Annotated in this window: 18 protein-coding genes; 5 read left to right on the forward strand and 13 right to left on the reverse strand. The window is 57.3% G+C overall.

Translation table 11 applies throughout. From position 1 onward, the window contains the following. Positions 1-287: 287 nt before the first annotated feature. Together ACFFT4_RS08160 and ACFFT4_RS08165 are read left to right on the forward strand one after the other, a co-directional pair. Positions 288-1,238 (forward strand): PDZ domain-containing protein, encoded by a 951-nt coding sequence (locus ACFFT4_RS08160; protein WP_378046611.1) that lies wholly within the window; start codon positions 288-290, stop codon positions 1,236-1,238. 45 nt (positions 1,239-1,283) lie between these two features. Then, positions 1,284-2,420, forward strand: coding sequence for a tetratricopeptide repeat protein (locus ACFFT4_RS08165; protein ID WP_378046614.1), 1,137 nt, complete (start codon positions 1,284-1,286; stop codon positions 2,418-2,420). A gap of 203 nt (positions 2,421-2,623) precedes the next feature. On the opposite strand, the gene ACFFT4_RS08170 is transcribed toward ACFFT4_RS08165, so the two are convergent. Beyond that, positions 2,624-3,367 (reverse strand): IclR family transcriptional regulator, encoded by a 744-nt coding sequence (locus ACFFT4_RS08170; protein ID WP_378046615.1) that lies wholly within the window; start codon positions 3,365-3,367, stop codon positions 2,624-2,626. A gap of 212 nt (positions 3,368-3,579) precedes the next feature. Here ACFFT4_RS08170 and ACFFT4_RS08175 point away from each other — a divergent pair, with 212 nt between their 5' ends. After that, positions 3,580-4,575 (forward strand): alpha/beta hydrolase, encoded by a 996-nt coding sequence (locus ACFFT4_RS08175; RefSeq protein WP_378046617.1) that lies wholly within the window; start codon positions 3,580-3,582, stop codon positions 4,573-4,575. Between the two features lie 74 nt (positions 4,576-4,649). Next, a complete protein-coding gene (locus tag ACFFT4_RS08180) occupies positions 4,650-5,879 on the forward strand; it encodes a superoxide dismutase (RefSeq protein WP_378046619.1) in 1,230 nt (409 codons plus the stop codon). A 61-nt stretch (positions 5,880-5,940) separates the two neighbouring features. Here the strand turns inward: ACFFT4_RS08180 and ACFFT4_RS08185 are convergent, their stop codons facing one another. The 6 genes from ACFFT4_RS08185 to ACFFT4_RS08210 all read right to left on the reverse strand — a co-directional run bounded on the left by ACFFT4_RS08185 (position 5,941) and on the right by ACFFT4_RS08210 (position 12,422). Further along, the gene (locus tag ACFFT4_RS08185) at positions 5,941-6,153 is read right to left on the reverse strand and encodes a CLC_0170 family protein (RefSeq protein WP_378046621.1); all 213 of its coding nucleotides are present in this window, start codon (positions 6,151-6,153) and stop codon (positions 5,941-5,943) included. Positions 6,154-6,183: 30 nt separating this feature from the next. Continuing rightward, positions 6,184-7,419, reverse strand: a complete 1,236-nt coding sequence (locus tag ACFFT4_RS08190; protein ID WP_378046623.1) for a Ger(x)C family spore germination protein — start codon at positions 7,417-7,419, stop codon at positions 6,184-6,186. Continuing rightward, complete coding sequence (locus ACFFT4_RS08195; RefSeq protein ID WP_378046625.1) at positions 7,397-8,509, reverse strand: GerAB/ArcD/ProY family transporter; 1,113 nt, start codon at positions 8,507-8,509, stop codon at positions 7,397-7,399. The genes ACFFT4_RS08190 and ACFFT4_RS08195 overlap by 23 nt, the downstream gene beginning before the upstream one ends. After that, complete coding sequence (locus tag ACFFT4_RS08200; RefSeq protein ID WP_378046626.1) at positions 8,506-10,170, reverse strand: spore germination protein; 1,665 nt, start codon at positions 10,168-10,170, stop codon at positions 8,506-8,508. The genes ACFFT4_RS08195 and ACFFT4_RS08200 overlap by 4 nt, the downstream gene beginning before the upstream one ends. Before the next feature lie 248 nt (positions 10,171-10,418). Further along, on the reverse strand, positions 10,419-11,498 hold the full coding sequence (locus tag ACFFT4_RS08205; protein ID WP_378046628.1) for a Gfo/Idh/MocA family protein: 1,080 nt from the start codon (positions 11,496-11,498) through the stop codon (positions 10,419-10,421). Positions 11,499-11,783: 285 nt separating this feature from the next. After that, on the reverse strand, positions 11,784-12,422 hold the full coding sequence (locus ACFFT4_RS08210; protein WP_378046629.1) for an HD-GYP domain-containing protein: 639 nt from the start codon (positions 12,420-12,422) through the stop codon (positions 11,784-11,786). Between the two features lie 122 nt (positions 12,423-12,544). Here ACFFT4_RS08210 and ACFFT4_RS08215 point away from each other — a divergent pair, with 122 nt between their 5' ends. Beyond that, positions 12,545-13,552 (forward strand): tyrosine-type recombinase/integrase, encoded by a 1,008-nt coding sequence (locus ACFFT4_RS08215; RefSeq protein WP_378046630.1) that lies wholly within the window; start codon positions 12,545-12,547, stop codon positions 13,550-13,552. 645 nt (positions 13,553-14,197) lie between these two features. On the opposite strand, the gene folE is transcribed toward ACFFT4_RS08215, so the two are convergent. The 6 genes from folE to ACFFT4_RS08245 all read right to left on the reverse strand — a co-directional run bounded on the left by folE (position 14,198) and on the right by ACFFT4_RS08245 (position 18,776). Further along, positions 14,198-14,791: a GTP cyclohydrolase I FolE gene (folE, locus tag ACFFT4_RS08220; protein ID WP_378046632.1), complete on the reverse strand. Its 594-nt coding sequence runs from the start codon at positions 14,789-14,791 to the stop codon at positions 14,198-14,200. 17 nt (positions 14,792-14,808) lie between these two features. Next, positions 14,809-15,078: a YneF family protein gene (locus tag ACFFT4_RS08225; RefSeq protein WP_378046634.1), complete on the reverse strand. Its 270-nt coding sequence runs from the start codon at positions 15,076-15,078 to the stop codon at positions 14,809-14,811. A 170-nt stretch (positions 15,079-15,248) separates the two neighbouring features. After that, positions 15,249-16,271, reverse strand: a complete 1,023-nt coding sequence (locus ACFFT4_RS08230; protein ID WP_378046636.1) for an HD-GYP domain-containing protein — start codon at positions 16,269-16,271, stop codon at positions 15,249-15,251. A 125-nt stretch (positions 16,272-16,396) separates the two neighbouring features. Beyond that, positions 16,397-17,548 carry a tRNA epoxyqueuosine(34) reductase QueG gene (gene queG / locus ACFFT4_RS08235; RefSeq protein ID WP_378046638.1) on the reverse strand — a complete coding sequence of 384 codons (1,152 nt, stop codon included), beginning with the start codon at positions 17,546-17,548 and terminating at the stop codon, positions 16,397-16,399. 11 nt (positions 17,549-17,559) lie between these two features. After that, positions 17,560-18,195 (reverse strand): signal peptidase I, encoded by a 636-nt coding sequence (gene lepB / locus ACFFT4_RS08240; protein ID WP_378046640.1) that lies wholly within the window; start codon positions 18,193-18,195, stop codon positions 17,560-17,562. Continuing rightward, positions 18,192-18,776 (reverse strand): DUF402 domain-containing protein, encoded by a 585-nt coding sequence (locus ACFFT4_RS08245; RefSeq protein WP_378046642.1) that lies wholly within the window; start codon positions 18,774-18,776, stop codon positions 18,192-18,194. The genes lepB and ACFFT4_RS08245 overlap by 4 nt, the downstream gene beginning before the upstream one ends. Positions 18,777-18,786 lie beyond the last annotated feature (10 nt).

An 18,786-nucleotide genomic window follows, 5' to 3' on the forward strand; every position in this document is an offset into this window, starting at 1 on the left:
GCCGGGCTATTCTCGCCAAAAGCGCATCGTCCAGGGACTCAATCCCGCTCCGGTTCAGGCGGCCAACTCCAGGGCGAGAAGCGAATTTTCTTATCCCCCGGCCGTTTTCGTTTTTTGTTTCCCGGACGCCGCATAAGGTATAATAGGGAAACATGAACGATTACGGAGGCGAACCCGGCTTGGACACTTACAAGAAACCCTCATGGATACGAAAATACCGGACAGCCCTTATTCTACTGGCCGTCCTTTTTTTGTTTCTTTTCTCCCTCCTCAAGTCGTGGCCTTACATGCTTTACGGCCCGGGATCGGCGGAATCCGTCCATTCCCGCGTAGACACGGGCCATCAGCTGGAGGAGAAAGGCGAGCTGTTGTTCACAACCGTCGCCACCTATTCGAAGCCGCACGTCTTTGACCTCATCTATGCGTGGCTGAATCCGCGGATGGACATCGAGAAGCTGGAGGTCGCCACGGGAGGAGTGACCAACCTCGCGGCCTACCGCAACCTGATGGCCTACATGCGCGACAGCTCGGAGGCGAGCGCGCTGATGGCCGCCTACGCGGCGATGGACAAACCGATCGACGTCGAGTCGCAGGGCGTCATCGTGACCGCGCTGCTTCCGGAATCCAAGGCTCGCGAGAACGGCCTGCAGGAAGGCGACATCATCACCCAAGCGGACGATCTGGCGATTACCAACGGCACGGAGCTTTCCGAATATTTGACCGCCAAGCACGTCGGAGACCTCGTCAAAATCTCCGGCACAAGAGGCAAAGAGACGTTCGAAGCGACGGTGCCCCTCATCTCCATGGCCCCGGACAACCGGTCCGGAATCGGCTTCCAGATGAACAACGTGCTGAAGGCGACGCCTCCCGATACGGTAAAATTCGACTTCGCGGACACCGGAGGCCCTTCCGCCGGTCTGATGATGACGCTGGAAATCATCGCCCAGTTGACAGGCGAAGATCTGACCCGCGGGTACACCATCGCCGGCACCGGCACGATCAGCGCGGACGGAACGGTCGGCCTGATCGGGGGCATCAACTACAAGCTGATGGCCGCGGACAAGGAGCAGGCCGATTATTTCCTTGTCCCCTACAACGCCCAGAACGAATCGAATTGGACGCTTGCCCGGGAGACGGTCGAGAAGCTGAAGCTTAAGCCTAAGCTCGTGAAGGTGTCGACGCTTAAGGAAGCGGTGGATTTTCTGTCCGGTTTGGAACCGAAAAAGACTGCCCCGTAAGCCAGGGCAACCAACATGATCTTCAATCGAGAAAGGGGAAAAGGTATGAAAAACAAGTATAAGCGGCTCCTGATCGCCGCGCTGGCCCTTCTGATCGCGCTGGGAGGGCTCCCGCAGGCTCCCTACGCCGGAGCCGCGGACAGCGGCGCCTTCGAGCCGACAACGTTAGCGGAGCTGGAGAACGGAGAGGAGCTTTACGGGAGCATAGAGCCGTTCATCGCGGACCAGCTCGAGCTGAGCGAGGAAGATGAGGAGGCCGTCACGGCCGACAGCATCTACGAGGTGGATCTGAGCAATTATCCTAAAGGCTATACGCGGCAATTTATTTCTTTTATTTTCAATTACGATTGGATTGAGCTCGTACTGGTAGCCACGAATGAAGACGCGTCGAAAATAGCGCTGCTCGATCGGGCGGTAAGCAGCGACGGCGGCGACATGTTCCTGAATACCGCAAAGCTGGACTTTATGACGGAGGACAATCAAATCTACATATGGACCCAGGCGCCATACAGCGCCTACGAATCCCGGGTTCAGCTCGAATGGGCGGGCGACAGCTTCTACGTCGTCGAGCACGAGTTCGACGATCCGACGGAGAACTACTACGCGGAGATGGCAGCGCTGATCGAAGCGAAGGACATAGAAGGCTTGATCGAGCTCTCCGAGCTCGATTACCCCCAGTACCCCGGAGCCTACGAAGCTGCCTATACGCTGGCCGCTCCGGCGCTTAAGCTGGCCCATCAGAAAGCTCTGGCAGCGAACAAGGCCAACAGCACCCGAGCCGCGGTAAAGTATCTCGAATACGGCCTCGCGCAATACGCCTCGGCCTTCGATATCGAGGGCTACGCGGAAGGCGATCTGACGAAAGCGGATATTACAGGCACCGCCGATTCCCTGTACGCCGAGTCCCGTTTGACTCTCTCCGCGTACGCCGGGATCCTGAACGATTACGGCTACTTCCTGTCCGTGATCGGACAGAACAAAAAGGCGAAGCCCGTGCTCGCCAACGTCGTTCAACTCGTCCCTTCCCGCACCGTCGCCTACCTGAACCTGGCCGATGTCGAATGGGCGCTCGGACAGCGTTCGGCCGCCAAGTCGCACTACAAGATCTACTGGAAGCAGCTCGGCTCCAAAGCGTCCTCCGTCGCGCCCAAGCGGGTGCAGGAACGCATCAACGCCAAGTAATCCGGCAAACGGGACCGATCCATAGACCAAGGCGTACAAGATAATCGATAGGAAAAAAAGAGCCGTCTATCTCCTGGAGACTGCCTCATACGGTCCTGAAATCACCGATTAACGGGTTTATCGTTTCAGATTTCAGGATCGTATAGCAGCGGAAGGAGATAGATGCCCATGACCATCATACATCGATAATTGTCCGGTACGCCTTATCCCAGAATCGTGCCCATGCGATGCGCCGATTCGATAATCGCCGGAGCGAACTCGTGCATCCGTTCCGGCGTCAGACGGTTGGAAGGCCCCGATACGGACAAGGCCGCCACGAGCTTGCCGGAGCGATTGAAGATCGGCGCGGACACCGCGGCCGCTCCGGGCTCGCGCTCTTCGAAGCTGGTCGCGTATCCGGCGGCAAGAATGTCGTCCAATTGTTTCACGAAGATTTCCCGGTCAAGCTGCGCCGGCCAGGCCGGGTCCGACAGAACCGCGTCCCGCACGCCCGGATCGGCGAAGGCGAGCAGCACTTTGCTCGACGCGCCTACCGACAGCGGCAGGCGGGCCCCTACCGTCGCCACCCGGCGAATCGCCTGCGTGCTCTGCACCGCCTGAATTCTTACCCGCTCCGACCGGTCCCGGACATACAGGCTGACCGTCTCGCTCAACTCATCCCGCAGCCGTTCCATCTCGGGAAGCAGCACGACGGACGGATCGTCCGAGCGCGACAGATTCGCGGACAATTCGAGCACGCTCAGGCCAAGCCGGTATTTTTCCGTTGAGGGGTCCCGCGTCACGAAGCCTCTGTCTTCCAAAGTCGCCAGCAAGCGATGGATCGTGCTCTTGTGAAGGCCGACCTTGACCGCGATTTCCGTAAGCCCCCACTCGTGTCCCGAAGCGAAACATAACAGTACGTCCAACGCTCTCTCCACGGCACGGACCGTTTTTTTCTCCTCTTCCATGGTCGTGTCCCTCCTGAATCCGTTTCACTCTATGAAACCCTGTTACATTCACTATAACCCAAACTTGCATTCTCGTAAATATTGGAAGCGCTTTATTACAATTTGATTACGTAACATTTACAACTCGCGCGTACGCATTGACGGTGTATTCGGACCATTCTACGATAAAATGAGAACAATTTCAGAATGCTCATTTAAGCGAGGCGATCCCCATGACAGCTTTGTCGACTCCGCTTCACTACCCGGGATCGGATACCGCCATCCCCATTCCCGGCCCGATTTACGACCGTTCGGCCGGCTTCAAAATAACTCGCCTGGCGCTGCATCTCTTCGTCGCGGCTTCCTGTCTGCTGGCCGGACTGTTCGTCGCCTTTCATGCCTATGCCGCTTATCTTTTTTCTTATCCGCCCATCGTGTCGCTCGGGAGCAATCCGCAGCTTGCCGCTCATCTCGCTTATTCCGACGTCGTCTTTCCGAGCGCGGACGGCAAATCCCAGGTGGAGGGCTGGTGGATTCCCGCGGCCGACAGCCGGAAGACGGTCGTGCTCAGCCACGGCTACGGCACGAACCGGGAAGAGCCCTGGGTGCCGATGTACGATCTGGCCGGCCTGCTGAACGGCATGCACTATAACGTGCTGATGTTCGACTACGGCTATGCCGATCCCGTCAACCGGATCGCGGCGACGGGGGGCGTCGCCGAATCGCAGCAATTGATCGGCGCTCTGCGGTACGCCCGCGAGCAAGGCAGCGACGAGCTGGTCGTCTGGGGCTTCTCGATGGGGGCCGGAACCGCGCTGCAGGCCGCCCTGCAAGCCGAGCAGGTCGACGCCATGATTCTCGACAGCACCTTCTTGCCCGACGAGAATACCGTGTACGCCAACATTAGAAATTACGTCCAACTGCCCAAATATCCCACCGTATCGCTGCTTCGCTTGTTCTTGCCGCTGATGGCCGGAGCCGGCCTCGACGAGGTGCCTTCCTCCCAAGTCCAGGAGACGGCTTACCCCTTCCCGATCTTCCTGATCCATGGAACGGCGGACGACAAAGCTCCCGTGTCCATCGCCGAGAACGTCGCGAGCGCCCAGACGAACGAATTGTCCCGGCTGTGGGTCGTCCCCGACGCGATTCACGAGATGATCTACCGCACGCATACGGAAGAATACGTCGCTCGCGCGACCGCCTTCCTGGAGAGCGTTCGCAAGGCATGATTTTTGTCCCTCCCGCATACGTTGGGTACGAAGCTTGCTTCGGATACCAACGAATACAGGGAGGCTAACGAACGATGTCATTCATCCGGTCCGTACGCGGTTTAACCGACCCCCTCCGTCTTCCGGAGGAGATTGCTATCTGGAAAGCCCGTGAACGGGAAAACGCAACGGCGATCCGCTCGGCCGTTCCCGAGCTGGAACCCGTCTACGTCCACTGGCTAGCCGACTGGGAACGAGTGCTCGATCAGACCCGGAAATACGCGCTGGAGCTGCAGCGGCAGCTCTCGCAGCGGGAGGAGGACGCGGGAGCGGGCGGTCAGGAGCTTGGCGCCCGTTTGCTTGAGGAGGCGTCGAACCAATCGCGGGAGCTCGGCCGCCAGCTGCCGCTGCTCCGGCAGCACAGCGAAGCCGTCAAGAACGCCGAACCCGATCACCTCGTCTTCGCCTGCCTGGATCGCCAAGCGGATTTCGCGGAGGAAGCGCTCGTCCGGCTGCAGCCTGCGGATGCCGAGCAGACCGAGAACCGGCCCAGCCCGGAGGAGGAGGACCCCGAAGGCTACGACGGCGGCCCCGAGCCTGCGGACGGCGCGGCAGGCAAGCTGCGGCAGGCCGATAAGCCCGTTTCGGAAGTCGGCTGGTCCGCGCCGACGAGCGCAGCCGAGCCTGCGTCCGCGGCTTCCGTACCGATCGGCGGACATACGCTGCCCCCGCTTCCGTACACCTACAACGCTCTGGAGCCGTACATCGACGAGAAGACGATGCGGATCCATCACGACAAGCACCACTTAAGCTATGTCGAGGGCTTGAACACGGCCGAGAAGAAGCTGGAGGAAGCCCGGAAAACCGGCAATTTCGAGCTCGTCAAGCACTGGGAACGGGAGCTGGCGTTTAACGGCGCGGGACACTATCTGCATACCCTGTTCTGGAATGTCATGTCTCCCAAGGGCGGCGGAAAGCCGACAGGCGCGCTGCTGGACGAGATCAACCGCAGCTTTGGCAGCTACGACGCGTTCAAACGGCAGTTCTCGGAAGCCGCGGGCAAGGTCGAAGGCGGGGGCTGGGCCATCCTCGTATGGAGCCCGCGCAGCCGCCGATTGGAAATCCTGACGGCCGAGAAGCACCAGAACTTGTCGCAATGGGACGTCATCCCCTTGCTGCCGCTCGACGTATGGGAGCATGCCTACTATCTCAAGCATCAGAACGATCGTGCGGCTTACGTCAAAGATTGGTGGAACGTCGTCAACTGGCCGTATGTCGCGGAACGGTTCGCCAAGGCCAGCACAGTAACCTGGGCTCCCTACTGACGCCTGGCTCTTTTTTCGGACGAAGGTCATAGCGCTCCTCCCTCGGCTATGGCCTTCGCGTTCAGACCAGCTTGCTGTAGAGCCAATTTCCCACGAACAAGCCGACTCCCGACACCAGATTTAACCATCCGAGCGCCCTTGCGAACTTTTTTTCCTTCTTCATTTTCATCTTCCCGTACATGACGACATCCCATCGGAGAATCAGAATTCCCGACAGGATACACAGGGGAACAATGTATCCGAGCGATCCGGCGTAGCCGCTGCCTCTCATCATTCGCTTTCCCTCCCTTCCTTAAAGTCCGTTTTACTGCGCCTTCATTCCGATTCTGCGAAGCTTGGAATTGACCTCGACCTCGATCCGAACGTCTTTGAAAGCCTGCTGCCACTTTTCCTTCGTGCCGATACGAGCGTTCCAGTAAGCCGGCTTTTTCGCCCGAATATATTCGCCGAATCCGAAAATATCGGTGCCCTGCGCCTGCATTTCCCGAATCAGATTTTCCGCCTCGTTGCGCAGCGAGCTTCTGTTATGCTCCTCGATCTGCTCCAGCGCGGCCGAGTCGACGACGGAAAATTGCTCGTTCAGCTTCTCCTCCAAATTGATCTCGGTAAAGATCGACACTTTGATGCGAGCTTCCCCGCCTTCCATCGTTACCTTGAAGGTGGACCTGCGCGAGGTCGCGTAGACCATTACCGCGTCGGACTTGCCGCTAAGCTTGACCACCCCTCTGTAGCCGGCCGGATTCATGCCCTTGATCGACATGTAAGCCGCCATCTGGAACGGCTTGGTCGTCCCCTGCAGCTTGTCGTTCTTGAAATAAGCAATTCCCTTGACCTCGATGTTCTGCTGACTCTTCAGCTCGATGTAGGGGAGAAAGCCCTCCTGACCTTTTTTGGCTGCGTTGCTCCAGTACATGCCGACGTAGTTTTCGGGGAATTTGCCCAGCTTTACGGCGTTGTCCATCGTGGACAGCAGGTACAGAGCGGGAACGCGTTCCAGCTCGGGAGAAGCGCGCATCAGCCTCTCCGCCCTGCCCTTGCTGATCATCATCCAAGCCATTCTTCGGACCTCGGGATTGCGATGAAAATAATCGTTAATATTTTGCATCCCCCGACGGGCCGCATCCTCGGAGACGACGATAACGCGCAGATGGCCGAAAAAAATTCTTCCCGATATTTGCTGCTGCAAATTCATAATCGCATCGTCAAGCGTATGTCCTTCCGTGCCGATCACCCACACCGTCTGCTCCGAGCCCCTGCTCCCTCCCCCGTTCTCCCCGGGGCCAAGCGGAATTTTGCCGGGCAGGGCAATCTGCAAGGTCACGCGGATCATATCCGTCGCGGGAACCGGAAATCCTTCCGCCGTATGCGTAATCTCGTCCTCTTTGCGAGCCGCCTCCTGGGGAGCGGTATCCACGGACACCCCGAGCACGACGGCCCGCTCCTCGATCTCCAGACGATCCCAGCACCCTGTCAGCAGAGGAAGGAGCAGCGCCAGCAGCAGATGCAGCTTAAACAACCTAACCCGAAGATCGCCGCTCACTCGACTCCCCTCTCTTTTTCCGCAGGATAGCGACCAGAAGCAGAAAACCCGGATACACGATCGTGACGTACAAGCCGATTCTGCCCACGTTCTGAATGGTTTCGTACATATTAAGGATGTTATACGGCACCATCGCCATGGAGAAAACGACCGGCAGCAGAAAAAACGAGAACAGCTTGTGGTCGCGCAGGCGAAACAGCTTGCTCATCTCCCTGACCGCCAGAAAATAGCTGGAGTATAGCGTCGTGAATACCGCTGTCACCCACACGGCCAGAAAAGCGGCGTCGAGCCGTTCCAGCACGTTCGCGGGCAGCGAGGTCGCCTTGGCCAGCTCCAGCGTCGGCCACAGCAGATTTTTCGTCTCCTCCGAACCGAATACGCCCACCGTTGCCGCGACGATGATCACGTACATTCCGCCCGAGATGACAATGCCGGCCACGGCGGCCTTCATTGCCCCCTGGGGATGGCGCATGGACGGAATAACCGTCGTGATGATGAACGAGCCTTGAAACAGCGCCGCGATCGTCAGGATGCTGGCCGCCATGCCGTCGTGGGAATTGCCCCAGAGCGGCTGCAGATTAACCGCATCGGCATTTTTTAAGGATAAAGCGACGATTAGCAGAGCCGGCCCGAGCAGCAGCGGAAAATAAAACAGATGGATGTAGGCAAACGTCGTAATGTCGTTGCGGGTGGAGATCGCGGCCAACGCCAGCATCACGATAACCGTAACCTCCAGAGGCGTCTGCGTGAGCACCGACGTGATGACCACCTCTCCGAATTCCCTGGCCGCCAGCGAAGTCAGAATTGCGAAAAAGCCGATGATGCCCGCGCTGCCGATCCAGGACAACCACTTGCCGATAATGACCTCCCCGTATTCGACGATCGACTGGTCCGGAAATCTCATTCCTAGCCGGGTAATGAGGAACAAGCCGACGAACGCGAGCAGCCCCGCAAGCAGGGTCACAAGCGGAGCGCCCGATTCGGCCCCCCTCACGGCGAACAGCGGGATCGGAAGCACTCCGACGCCGATGATCGTGCTCGTTAAAATGGCGGCGACCTGGACCGTCGTAATTTGCCTGGCATGCTTCATCGTTTCTTGCCCCTTTCGTTTTCCTTCACGACCGCCGGCTCAAGCACGTTGTTCGGGGGTTCCTTCATCGCTTCGATAGACGCGTCGCTGATCCGGGTTTCATCCTCGGTAAACAGGAAGTGCGGCCGGGTTTTCATCCACCAGAGCGGACCGCGGAGGAAAAGATCCTTCATGCCCCAGCGGCTGCCGGGGACGAGCGGGCTCAAATACGGAACGCCGAACGACTTCAGCGACAGCAGATGGTTGGCGATCAGGATGAGGCCGATCATGACCCCGTACAACCCGAATATTCCGGCCAGCACAATAAGCGGAAAACGAAGCAAGCGCAGAGCCAGCGCCGCATTGTAAGCCGGAGTCGCGAAGGAACCGATCGTCGTAAGCGCGATAATGACGACGGTAATCGGACTGGCGAAGCCGGCCGCGACGGCCGCTTGCCCGACGACGAGCACGCCGACGATCGACAGGGCGCCCCCGACCTGCTGCGGGAGCCGAATTGTCGCTTCGCGGAGCACTTCCATCGAAATCTCGATCACCAGCACCTCCAGAATCGCCGGGAACGGGACGCCGGCCCGTCCGCCGGCTACCGCCACGGCGAATTCCGTCGGAATCAGCTCCGGATTAAACGAGATGATCGCCACGTAGAGCGAAGGGAATACGAGGGAGAAAACGAGAGCGATCAGCCTGGCCCAACGAACCGCGCTCATCATCAGGAACCGTTCGGTATAATCCTCCACCGTCTGATAGAACTGGCTGAATACGGTCGGCACGACCAGGGCCATCGGCGATCCGTCTACCATAATCGCGACCCGGCCCTCCACCAGATTCGCGACGACTTTATCCGGCCTTTCGGTATACTGCACCTGGGGAAACGGGGAGATTTGATTGTCTTCGATGAACTGCTCGATATAACCCGAGTCCAGAATCGCGTCGGTATCGATAATCTCCAGCCGCCGGATCACTTCGTCGACGAGCTCCGGGTTCGTAATGCCTTCCATGTAGCAAATGGCGACCTTTGATTGCGATCTCCGTCCGATCTCCATCATCTTCACGCGCAGATCCGGGGTTTGAAGGCGATAACGAATCAGGGAGATGTTGGTGGACAGCAGCTCGATGAAGCCTTCCCGCGGTCCGCGAATGACCTGCTCCGTCGCGGGCTGGTCGATGGAGCGCTTGTCGATGGTGCGCGTTCCGAACAGGAGAGCTTCCTCGACGCCCTCGATGACGACGGCCGTCTGGCCGCGGAGAATTTCGGAGACGGTTTTGGCGACAAGCGTCGTCGTGTGGACTTCGCTGTGGTACAGCGTCGTGTTCAAGATGAAGTCCCGCAGAAGCTCCCCCTCTCCGGGATGCCATTCGGCGTGCGGCGGACCATACATAAGCGGCTTTAAGATTTCCGAATTCAAAGTCGTTATGTCGATCATATTCGGATAGAAAAACATCGCGGCGGGATACCGCCCGAACACTTGGAATCTGCGAACCGTAAAGTCGTCGTTCTCTCCGAGCACGGCTTGAATCTGTTCGACCACGCGCTCCAGGTCGCCGTCTATCGCGGCGTCGTTCAGCCGTTCGGCGGAATACCGGGGAGGTTCTCCTCCCCCGCCGCCGTGAGGAGGCTTTCTTTTTCTTTTCCCGAACCGGATCACGAGATCTTTCACCGCCATTCCAGGATGAGGATTATTGAAAATGCAAGTGTTATTGTTTGGTATTTCTCCCGTTTTTAAACCTTCATGCTCCGCCGAACGCAAAGAAACCGCTCTTTGGCGAAGGGGCGGCGAGCAGCCCTTTGCGCTAAGAACGGTCTCTCAGTATATTCTTCAAGCAGGCTGAAGCAAATTCCGGCCGACCGGAATAGAGCCGTCGTTCAGCCCATCAATCGTGATCCGGAAAGGGTTTCGTTCGCCAAGCTCTGTTACAGGCTCCAGTCGAGCTTGACTTCCCCGCCCGTGCGCGAGGATTCGTAGATCGCGTCGATAATCAGGTTGCTGCGCAAGCCCGTCTCCGCCGAGGTCCAAGGCTGACGGCCTGTGCGGACGCAATCCAGGAAGTGACGGCTCAGGCGCACGCGGGCTCCCTCGCTATCCTCAGGAGTCGCAAGCGGCAGGTCGATCGTCTGATCGAACCGTTCGGTCAGGAACTTGCCCTCCGAGCCGCGAAGCGCGATTCCTCCGTCGGAGCCCATCAGATGCAGGAACGGAGCGCTGTCGGTGTCCATATGGACCGCCCAGCTGACTTCAAGCGTAAGCGAAGTGCCGTTGTCCATCTTGATGATCGCCGTAGCCAGATCCTCGACGTCGTACGTTCCGTTCCAGTCCGGCTTGCCCCAGGTTCCGATGCCTTTTTTCCTCGGACCGAACTCCGCGTAGGTGGAGCCGTATACCGATACCGGCTTGGGCTCGCCCATCAGGAAAAATGCCAAATCGAGCATATGAACGCCGATATCGATCAGCGGACCCCCGCCGGATTGATTGTGCTGCGTAAACCACGTTCCCCAGCCCGGAATGCCTTTGCGGCGATACCAGCCCGTCTTGGCCGTATAAATATTGCCCAGTTCGCCCCGCTCCACCTGCTCCTTCACTTTGAGAGAGAGCGACTCCCACCGCATCTGGTGAGCGACCATAACCGTTTTTCCCGTGCGTTTCTGCGCCCTGACGATTTCCTTGGCCGCCGCGGAGTCCAGCCCCATCGGCTTCTCGACGAGCACGTGCTTGCCGTTCTCCAGCGCCAGAATCGTCAGCGGAGCGTGAGCCTGGTTCGGCACGCCTACGATAACCGCGTCCACGTCCTCCCTGCGGATCAGCTCCTCCGGGGAAGGGGACACGACCGGAATTCCATATTGCTTGGCCCGCTGCTCCGCGAGCGGAAGATAAGCGTCGGTAATGGCGACGAATTCGCACTCCTCGCCAAGCTTGCCGAATTCCTGAAGATGAACGTTGCCGATGTTGCCCGCACCGATCAGACCGATGCGAATTTTGGTTGAGCCTGCTGCCATATCGAATGATTCCTCCAATGAATTGCGATTTAAGCGCTTACCTTCATCTTATCGATAATCCGCTGCCGCAGACAGAACCATTTTGGCTTTCTTCTTATGGTCTTTTGTTCGATAATGGCGGCTCTTCGCAGGGCGTGTATGCATACTCCGAGGAAAGCAGATATTGCCGAATTTTCGTGCCATGCCAGGAACTTTTGTGAAGGCGTACCGGGGGTACGTCAAAGGGTCGAAGCAGGGGGCGAAAAGGCGGTGAAAGATGCCCCCGAGCGGGTTTGCATACACGCCCTAGACTTTGTTATCGCGAAACGAGAAATAAATCAGGGAAATATCGCTCGCAAGCGGTATGAAATACTTCACGATCTCCGCGTCGAATTGCGTTCCGGCATGTTTCTGCAGCTCCTCCATCGCCTCGTCCAACGACTTGCGGCGGCGATAGGGCCGCGGGGACATCATCGTATCGAAGGCGTCGACGACCGAGCAGATTCTTGCGTTCAACGGAATTTCTTCTCCCTTAAGCCCGCGGGGATAGCCGCCGCCGTCCCATCTCTCGTGGTGACAGAGAACCAGCTGCACGATCTCGGCGTCGAGCTCTTCCTTCCCCTCCAGAATATCCGTTCCGAATTCCGGGTGGCGCTTGATCAGAGCCCACTGCTCATCCGTTAAAGGCATGGTGCTGTCCAGCACCTCGTTGGGAACGAGCAGCTTCCCGATATCGTGAATAAAACAGCCTCTGACCAGGTTCCGAATGCTTGCCGCGTCCAGCCTCATCGCCGAGGCCAGCTTCTCGCTCAGCAGGGCGACTCGAACGCAGTGACGGTACGTCTCTTCATGCTTGTACCGCAACAGCCTCATCTTCTCCGAAATGTCCGATTTGTGATCGAAATGATGGGGAAAATCTCCTAAAGCTCTAACGGCTCCTCCCATTTTCCAGCACCCGCCCTGATTTAATGTTCGCCAAGCTAGCCGATATAGACGACAATGCTTTACCAATTCGCGCCGATGTCGGACAATTTCTGTTATACGACATTCAAGAGGAGGATCAATACATGAATACAATGACGTCGTTGACATCGAACGCCGTACTTTCTTTGGAAGCCCGAGACGAATATGATAACGGTTCAAATAACCGCGACGATCGAATCGTTGAAATGTTTCTTGCCGTATGCGGGTATTCTTCCCATACGCTCCGCAATTACAGAAGAGCTATCCGGCTGTTTAGAGAATTCATTCCTCATTTGTCTCTTCGCGAGGCGACTTGGAGGGAGATTGAGGCTTACAAGCTGGGCCTGATGGGCGGAGCGGCCTGTTTCAGTCGCAAGCCTCTCGCTCCGGCGAGCGTCTCCGCTCTCATCGCACCGTTAAAATCGTTATATAAATGGGGAAGCGACGCCAACGTCGGCTTGTTCCCCCATAATCCGACCAGTTCCATTCGTCTTCCCCAGGTGCGGATAACAAGCCGCAAGCATTATTTGACCAAAGGAGAGGTCGGAAGCTTGCTCAACCAACTGCAATGCCAAAGCTTGCGCAATTACTTGATCGGCTTGTCCCTCGTTATGCTCGGGCTCAGAGTATCGGAGCTGGTCGCCGTGCAGTGGGGGGATTTCCATACGGATCCGCTGGGCAAAACGGTATGGCTGAACATAAAGAACGGAAAAGGCGGCAAAAGCAGAGACGTCAAAATTCCCGTCAGCCTGTGGCCGATCTTTCTAAATTACCGCGCTCAAACCCAACAAGAGGATTCGAAGCGGCATCCGGAATCGGCGGCGGTATTTCCGATAACGGCCCGACAGATCGAGCGAATCATACTCGACGCAGGCAAACAAAGCATTCAAGCAAAAAAGCCGACGCCTCACTGGCTGAGACACACGAACGCGACATTGGCGCTGCTTAAAGGCGCAACTCTCCAGCAGGTCCAGGAAACGCTCGGCCATACTCACATCAATACGACTCAACGCTATTTACATACGGTCGAACAGCTAAACAAAGCCGCTCCCGATTTTGTCGAAGAAACTTTGTCGGATTTTATCACTTATCGTTATCCAGTGGATAAATAAGGGATAAAAGAGGAAATAAAGGGTTGTAGAATTGAGCGAATTAGCCTAATATTTTAGGTGTCGCCAGAAATATTTGGGAATTGGAAGTTCTTTAGACATGGGGCAAATGTCGTATAACAGAAATTGTCCGACATCGATTTCAGCATACCCAATCGCAACTCAGGCCTCCATTCTATATTTGCCATATACGCTAAGGACTAGCATTAATCGTTCATTCCGCTCTTTATTTCTCGTTGCATTTCCATTTTCTGCTCGCGTCTCTCGCCATCGCTTATGTCGTTTTCTTCCGACCATTACATGCTCTAATTTTCTCCAAAACCGCAGCAAGTAAACTACGAATGAGACATTGACTCGCGAGCGCACCTTATAAAGCAGAAATTCCGGGGGGAATAGCAGAACCAGTCGTACATCGACGCTCTTATGGAGCCATTTTGGAGCGGGATACTCGAAAAAGTCGTACATCGGCGCTCCCATGGGGCCATTTTGGAGCAGGATACTCGAAATAATCGTACATCGGCGCTCCCACGGGACTATTTTAGAGCGGGATACTCGAAAACGTCGTACATCGGCGGTTGCTTGTCACTCTAGCCGCTTGTAACAAAAAAACGCCTGCGATCTCTCGCAGGCGTTTCATCGTTGTATTCGTTATCTGTCCAGCAGCACCAAAAATTCGGAGCGAAGCGCCGAGTTCGTGCGGAATTCTCCCCGGACCGCCGACGTGACCGTCTTGCTGCCGGGCTTCTTCACGCCGCGCGCGCACATGCACAAGTGCTCGCCCTCGACGACGACCATAACGCCGTGCGGCTGAAGCACCTCTTCCAGAATGTCCGCGATTTGCGAAGTGATTCTCTCCTGCACTTGCAGCTTTCTGGAGACCGCTTCAACCAGTCTCGCAAGCTTGCTCAGGCCCGCGATCTTCCCGCTGGGAATATAGCCGATATGCGCCTTTCCGAAAAACGGCGCCATATGGTGTTCGCACTGGCTGTAATAAACAATATCCTTGACGATAACCAATTCTTCGTGCCGCTCGTCGAAAGTAACGCCGAGTACGTCCCGCGGATCCACCGCGTAGCCCGCGAAGATTTCCTCGTACATGCGCGTGACGCGCGCCGGAGTCTCCAGCAGACCTTCCCGCTCGACATTTTCGCCGATCAGCTTCAATATTTCCCGCACATGGAATTCAATTTGCTCGCGGTTTTGGTCGACTTGCGCATTAGAGTAATCTTTGGCTCCCGCCATGTCAACGCCTCCCCCTGCTATCTGCGAAACTTCGGATTGTTGCGGTTCGTGTTCGTGCCTCCGCCCTGGTTCGTCTTGCCGCCGGAGCCTTGGTTTTTCATCATCTGCTGCGCTTTCGCAAGCTGTTGGCTGTTCATGTTATAGCCCATCTGCTTGGCCATCTTCTGCAGCATCTCGGGATTGCTTTGCATCTTGGTCATTTGCGAGCGCAGGTAAAATACCCCGATGATAAACCCAACGATCATGCCGACGATTAGCGTCACAATCGGAATAATATAGGACCACATTTGTCGAAAACCTCCGCGTATCATAAAATAAAGCCCCCCAAACGCCGCAATGCGTTGAGCAGGGCTGCTGTACTATGATAGCATGGCCGAACAGAGTGCGCAAACCGTAGCTTGCAGCGTTAGACGCACGGTCTTTCCGCCTCAATCGGCTCCGCGCCGGAGCCCCTGCATTACGTCAGCACGGTATCGATGAACACGGTCGGATGCTGAGCCAGGTCAAGCTCGCTGTAGCCGACCGCTTCTTCGCCTTCCTTGTCGATGATTCGCACGACCGGGCGTCCCGGGAGACCGCGATGCTGACCGACCACGACGCCCGTCTGGCGAGTGGACAGCCGAACCGATATGCCGTTCGGGTAGATCGAGACGATGCGCATGAAGTGGACGAGCACTTCATGGTCCAGCAGCGTGCCCGAATAAGCGTTCAGACGCTCGCAAGCTTCGTGCGGCATCAGCGGCGCCTGATCTCCGGACGGATAGATCAGATTGTCGTATATATTGGCGACCGCCGTAATTTTCGCGTAGGTATGAATGTCGTCTCCGGTCAGCCCCCTCGGAGCGCCGCTTCCGTCGATCGCCTCGTGATGCTGGAAAGCGACGTGCGCAATGAGCAGGCTGTACTCGCGCTTGTTTTTAAGCAAATCGAAGCCCCGCCAGGAATGATGCATGCGCCCCTCCTGAACCTCGGGAGCGCCCAGCTTGCCGATATCGTGCAGCAGCGCGCCCATCGCCAGCTCCTTAAGCTGGAGCATATTGAGCCCCATATTCAATCCCACCAGCGAAGCCATCATGCAGACGTTCATGGCGTGCAGGAACATCGCATTGTCCGCCGTCCGGATATCCGAGAGGTGAATCATAATATTCTGGTTTTGCATCACGTCTTCCAGCAGGTCGTCGATCGTCTGGCCGATCGCCTTCGAGCTGAAATTTTTGCCCGAGCGAAGCTGCTCGAACGTCTCCGACATCTGATGAATGACCGCCCGCTTCGTCTCCTCCGACAGCAGCTCCTCATGCGAAATATCGCGAAACATCGGATCGTCGATATAGATCGTCGTGACGCCCAACCGTTTAAGGGTACTGATCATATAGACGGTTAAATGTACGCCCGTGGAAAGCAGTATGGCCCCGTTGGAAGAAAAAATCGTCTTGCCCAATATTTGTCCCGGTTCAACGGTCTCTATGTCGACTAATTTCATCTTCTTCTCTCTCCTGCCTCTGTCTTGATGTTCGTTCCTTGATGCGCTTAAGCAATATTTCGGCAAAAAAGAAGAGGAAATGAAGGCAAGGACGAAGAATCGCCTCTCATTTCCTCGGAAATAATCTATTGGCCGTCCGTCCGTTCGAGCGCCCTGTCGATCGAAGCCAGCACCTCGGCGCTCTCCTCCCCTTCTCTCGCCTCTCGCAGCCCGTCCAGCGCCTCGGCTGTGCCGATCCGTCCGAGCGCCCAAGCGGCCGACTCCCGGAGCTCTGGCCGGGGATCGGCGCGCAGAACGGTCAAGATGTCCGGTACCGACTCCGCGTCCCGGAAGTTGCCCAAGCCGATCAGCGCGTTGCGCTGGATCGGCTTGCGTCCCCTCCACGCCGCCGAACTGGAGCCGAGCTTCTCCCGGAACTCGCGATTGCCCATCGAGAGCAGCGGGCGCAGCAGCGGCTTGACCACTTCCGGGTCGGGCAGCAGCTCGGCGTGATGACGGATGTCGATTTTGCGATTGACGGGACAGACGATCTGACAGGTGTCGCATCCGTATAGGCGGTTGCCGATCTTAAGCTTCATCTCGTCGTCGATAAAGCCTTTGGTCTGGGTGATGAAGGAGATGCAGCGCTGCGCGTTCAGCTGTCCGGGTCCGACAAGCGCGCCCGTCGGACAAGCGTCGATGCACAGCGTACAGTCCCCGCAATCGTCCGGCAAGGCGCTGTCCGGAGGCAGAGGCAGGTTGGTAATCGTCTCTCCCAGATACATCCACGATCCCAGCTCGGGATTCAGGATCGAACAGTTTTTGCCGCTCCAGCCGACGCCGGCCCGCTCCGCTACGGCCCGGTCCGACAACGCGCCCGTATCGACCATCGACACGAGCTTCGCTTCCGGCACCCGTTCGAGAATCCACTCCGACAGCTTGGCCATCCGCCTTCTAAGCGCCTGGTGATAGTCTTCTCCCCATGCGGACCGCGCCAGAATTCCCCGTCTTTTTCCCGGCTCCGACACGGGGGCGTTTTTCAGCTTCGACGGATAAGCGACGGCGATCGCGATAATCGACTTCGCGTCCTCCAGGTGCAGCGACGGGTCCGTCCGCAAATCGAGATCCGGCTCCTCGAAGCCCGATTCGTGTCCTCGCTCGCGATGGCGGATCAGACGCTCCTTCAACTCGTGGAAAGGCTCCGCGGTCGTAATCCCTACCTTGTCGATGCCCAGCTCGGGCGCGACCTTGAGCAAGTCCTCCTTCATTTGCAGCCAAAAACGCTTGTCCCTGTTCATCTCCGGACCGCTCACAGCTTCTTGATTCGGCTGATCGGCCAGACGATCAAGTCGGCCCGGCCCTGGACGAGCTCCCCGGACACTTCCTTGAACGCGCGGCTGTCCTTGCTTGCGCTGTGGTGGCGGTTATCCCCCATCACAAAATAATGACCCGGACTGACCGTCGTCGGTCCGAAATCGCCGTCCTCTATTTTCGAATCCGTGTACGGCTCCACCTTCAGCTCCCCGTTGAGATAAAGCTCTCCGCCGCGAATTTCCAGCTTGTCCCCCGGAATGCCGATAATCCGCTTGACCAGAAAGTCCTTGCCTTCTCCGCCTTCGCTCGGGTCCTTGAAAATAATGACGTCGCCGCGATCCAGATCCCCGATCCGCAAGGCGATTTTGTTCACGAACAGCCATTCGTTCTCGTGAAGGGTCGGCTCCATCGAGATTTTCCTTACCGTCGACAGCTGGAAGACATACGCCTTAAGCAGCAGCACGATCGCCGCGGCGACAATCAGCGCTTTCGCCCAATCCCACAGCTCCTTGCGCCATCCCGTCAACAGGGGACCGCGGCTTTTATCCGCCTTGGGAGCTTTCTGAACCTTGGTCCTGGAAGCCGAACGGCTTCTGCTGCCGGGAATTTCCGTATCCATTCCTTCCGTCATGTCGTCTCCCCCTCCTCTTCGGCGGTCATTCGCCTTTTCCACTGTTCATAGTAGGATCGAGCTTCGGCGTCGTCGAACGGGAACGAGCCGGCCGCGATCGCCGCTCGCAGAGTCCGCAGCTCCGCTTCGAGCCGCTCCTCTATCGCCTCGCCGTAACGATAGGTCTCTCTGTGCAGATCGTATTCGTCCCGGTCCAGCTCCATCGACGTCCCGTCCGGCATAACGACGACATCCAGATCGTAATCGATGTAAGTGAGCACACCTTCGTACCGGTACGGGGGGGAAGCCATATTACAATAGTAGCGAACGCCCTCTTCCTCCAGAAGAGCGACGACGTTATACCATCTATCGGGAAGAAAATAAGTGACGGCGGGGACGCGGCTCGACCATTCTCTTCCGTTCGACTCCTGCACCGTCGTATACTCGTTGATCAACACCCAGGTCTTCGACGGGTCCTGCCCCGCATGAAGCCGCTTGGCGGGCACCTGCCAATTTTCGAGCCATACTCTGTGCAGGGAGCCGTCATGCTTAAAGCTTTTGATGACGCACTTCGAATATTGCCAATCGGCGCTTTCCGTCACGCCTCTTCCC

This window comes from Cohnella cellulosilytica, assembly GCF_042431195.1.
GTDB classification, from domain to species: Bacteria; Bacillota; Bacilli; order Paenibacillales; family Paenibacillaceae; genus Cohnella; species Cohnella cellulosilytica.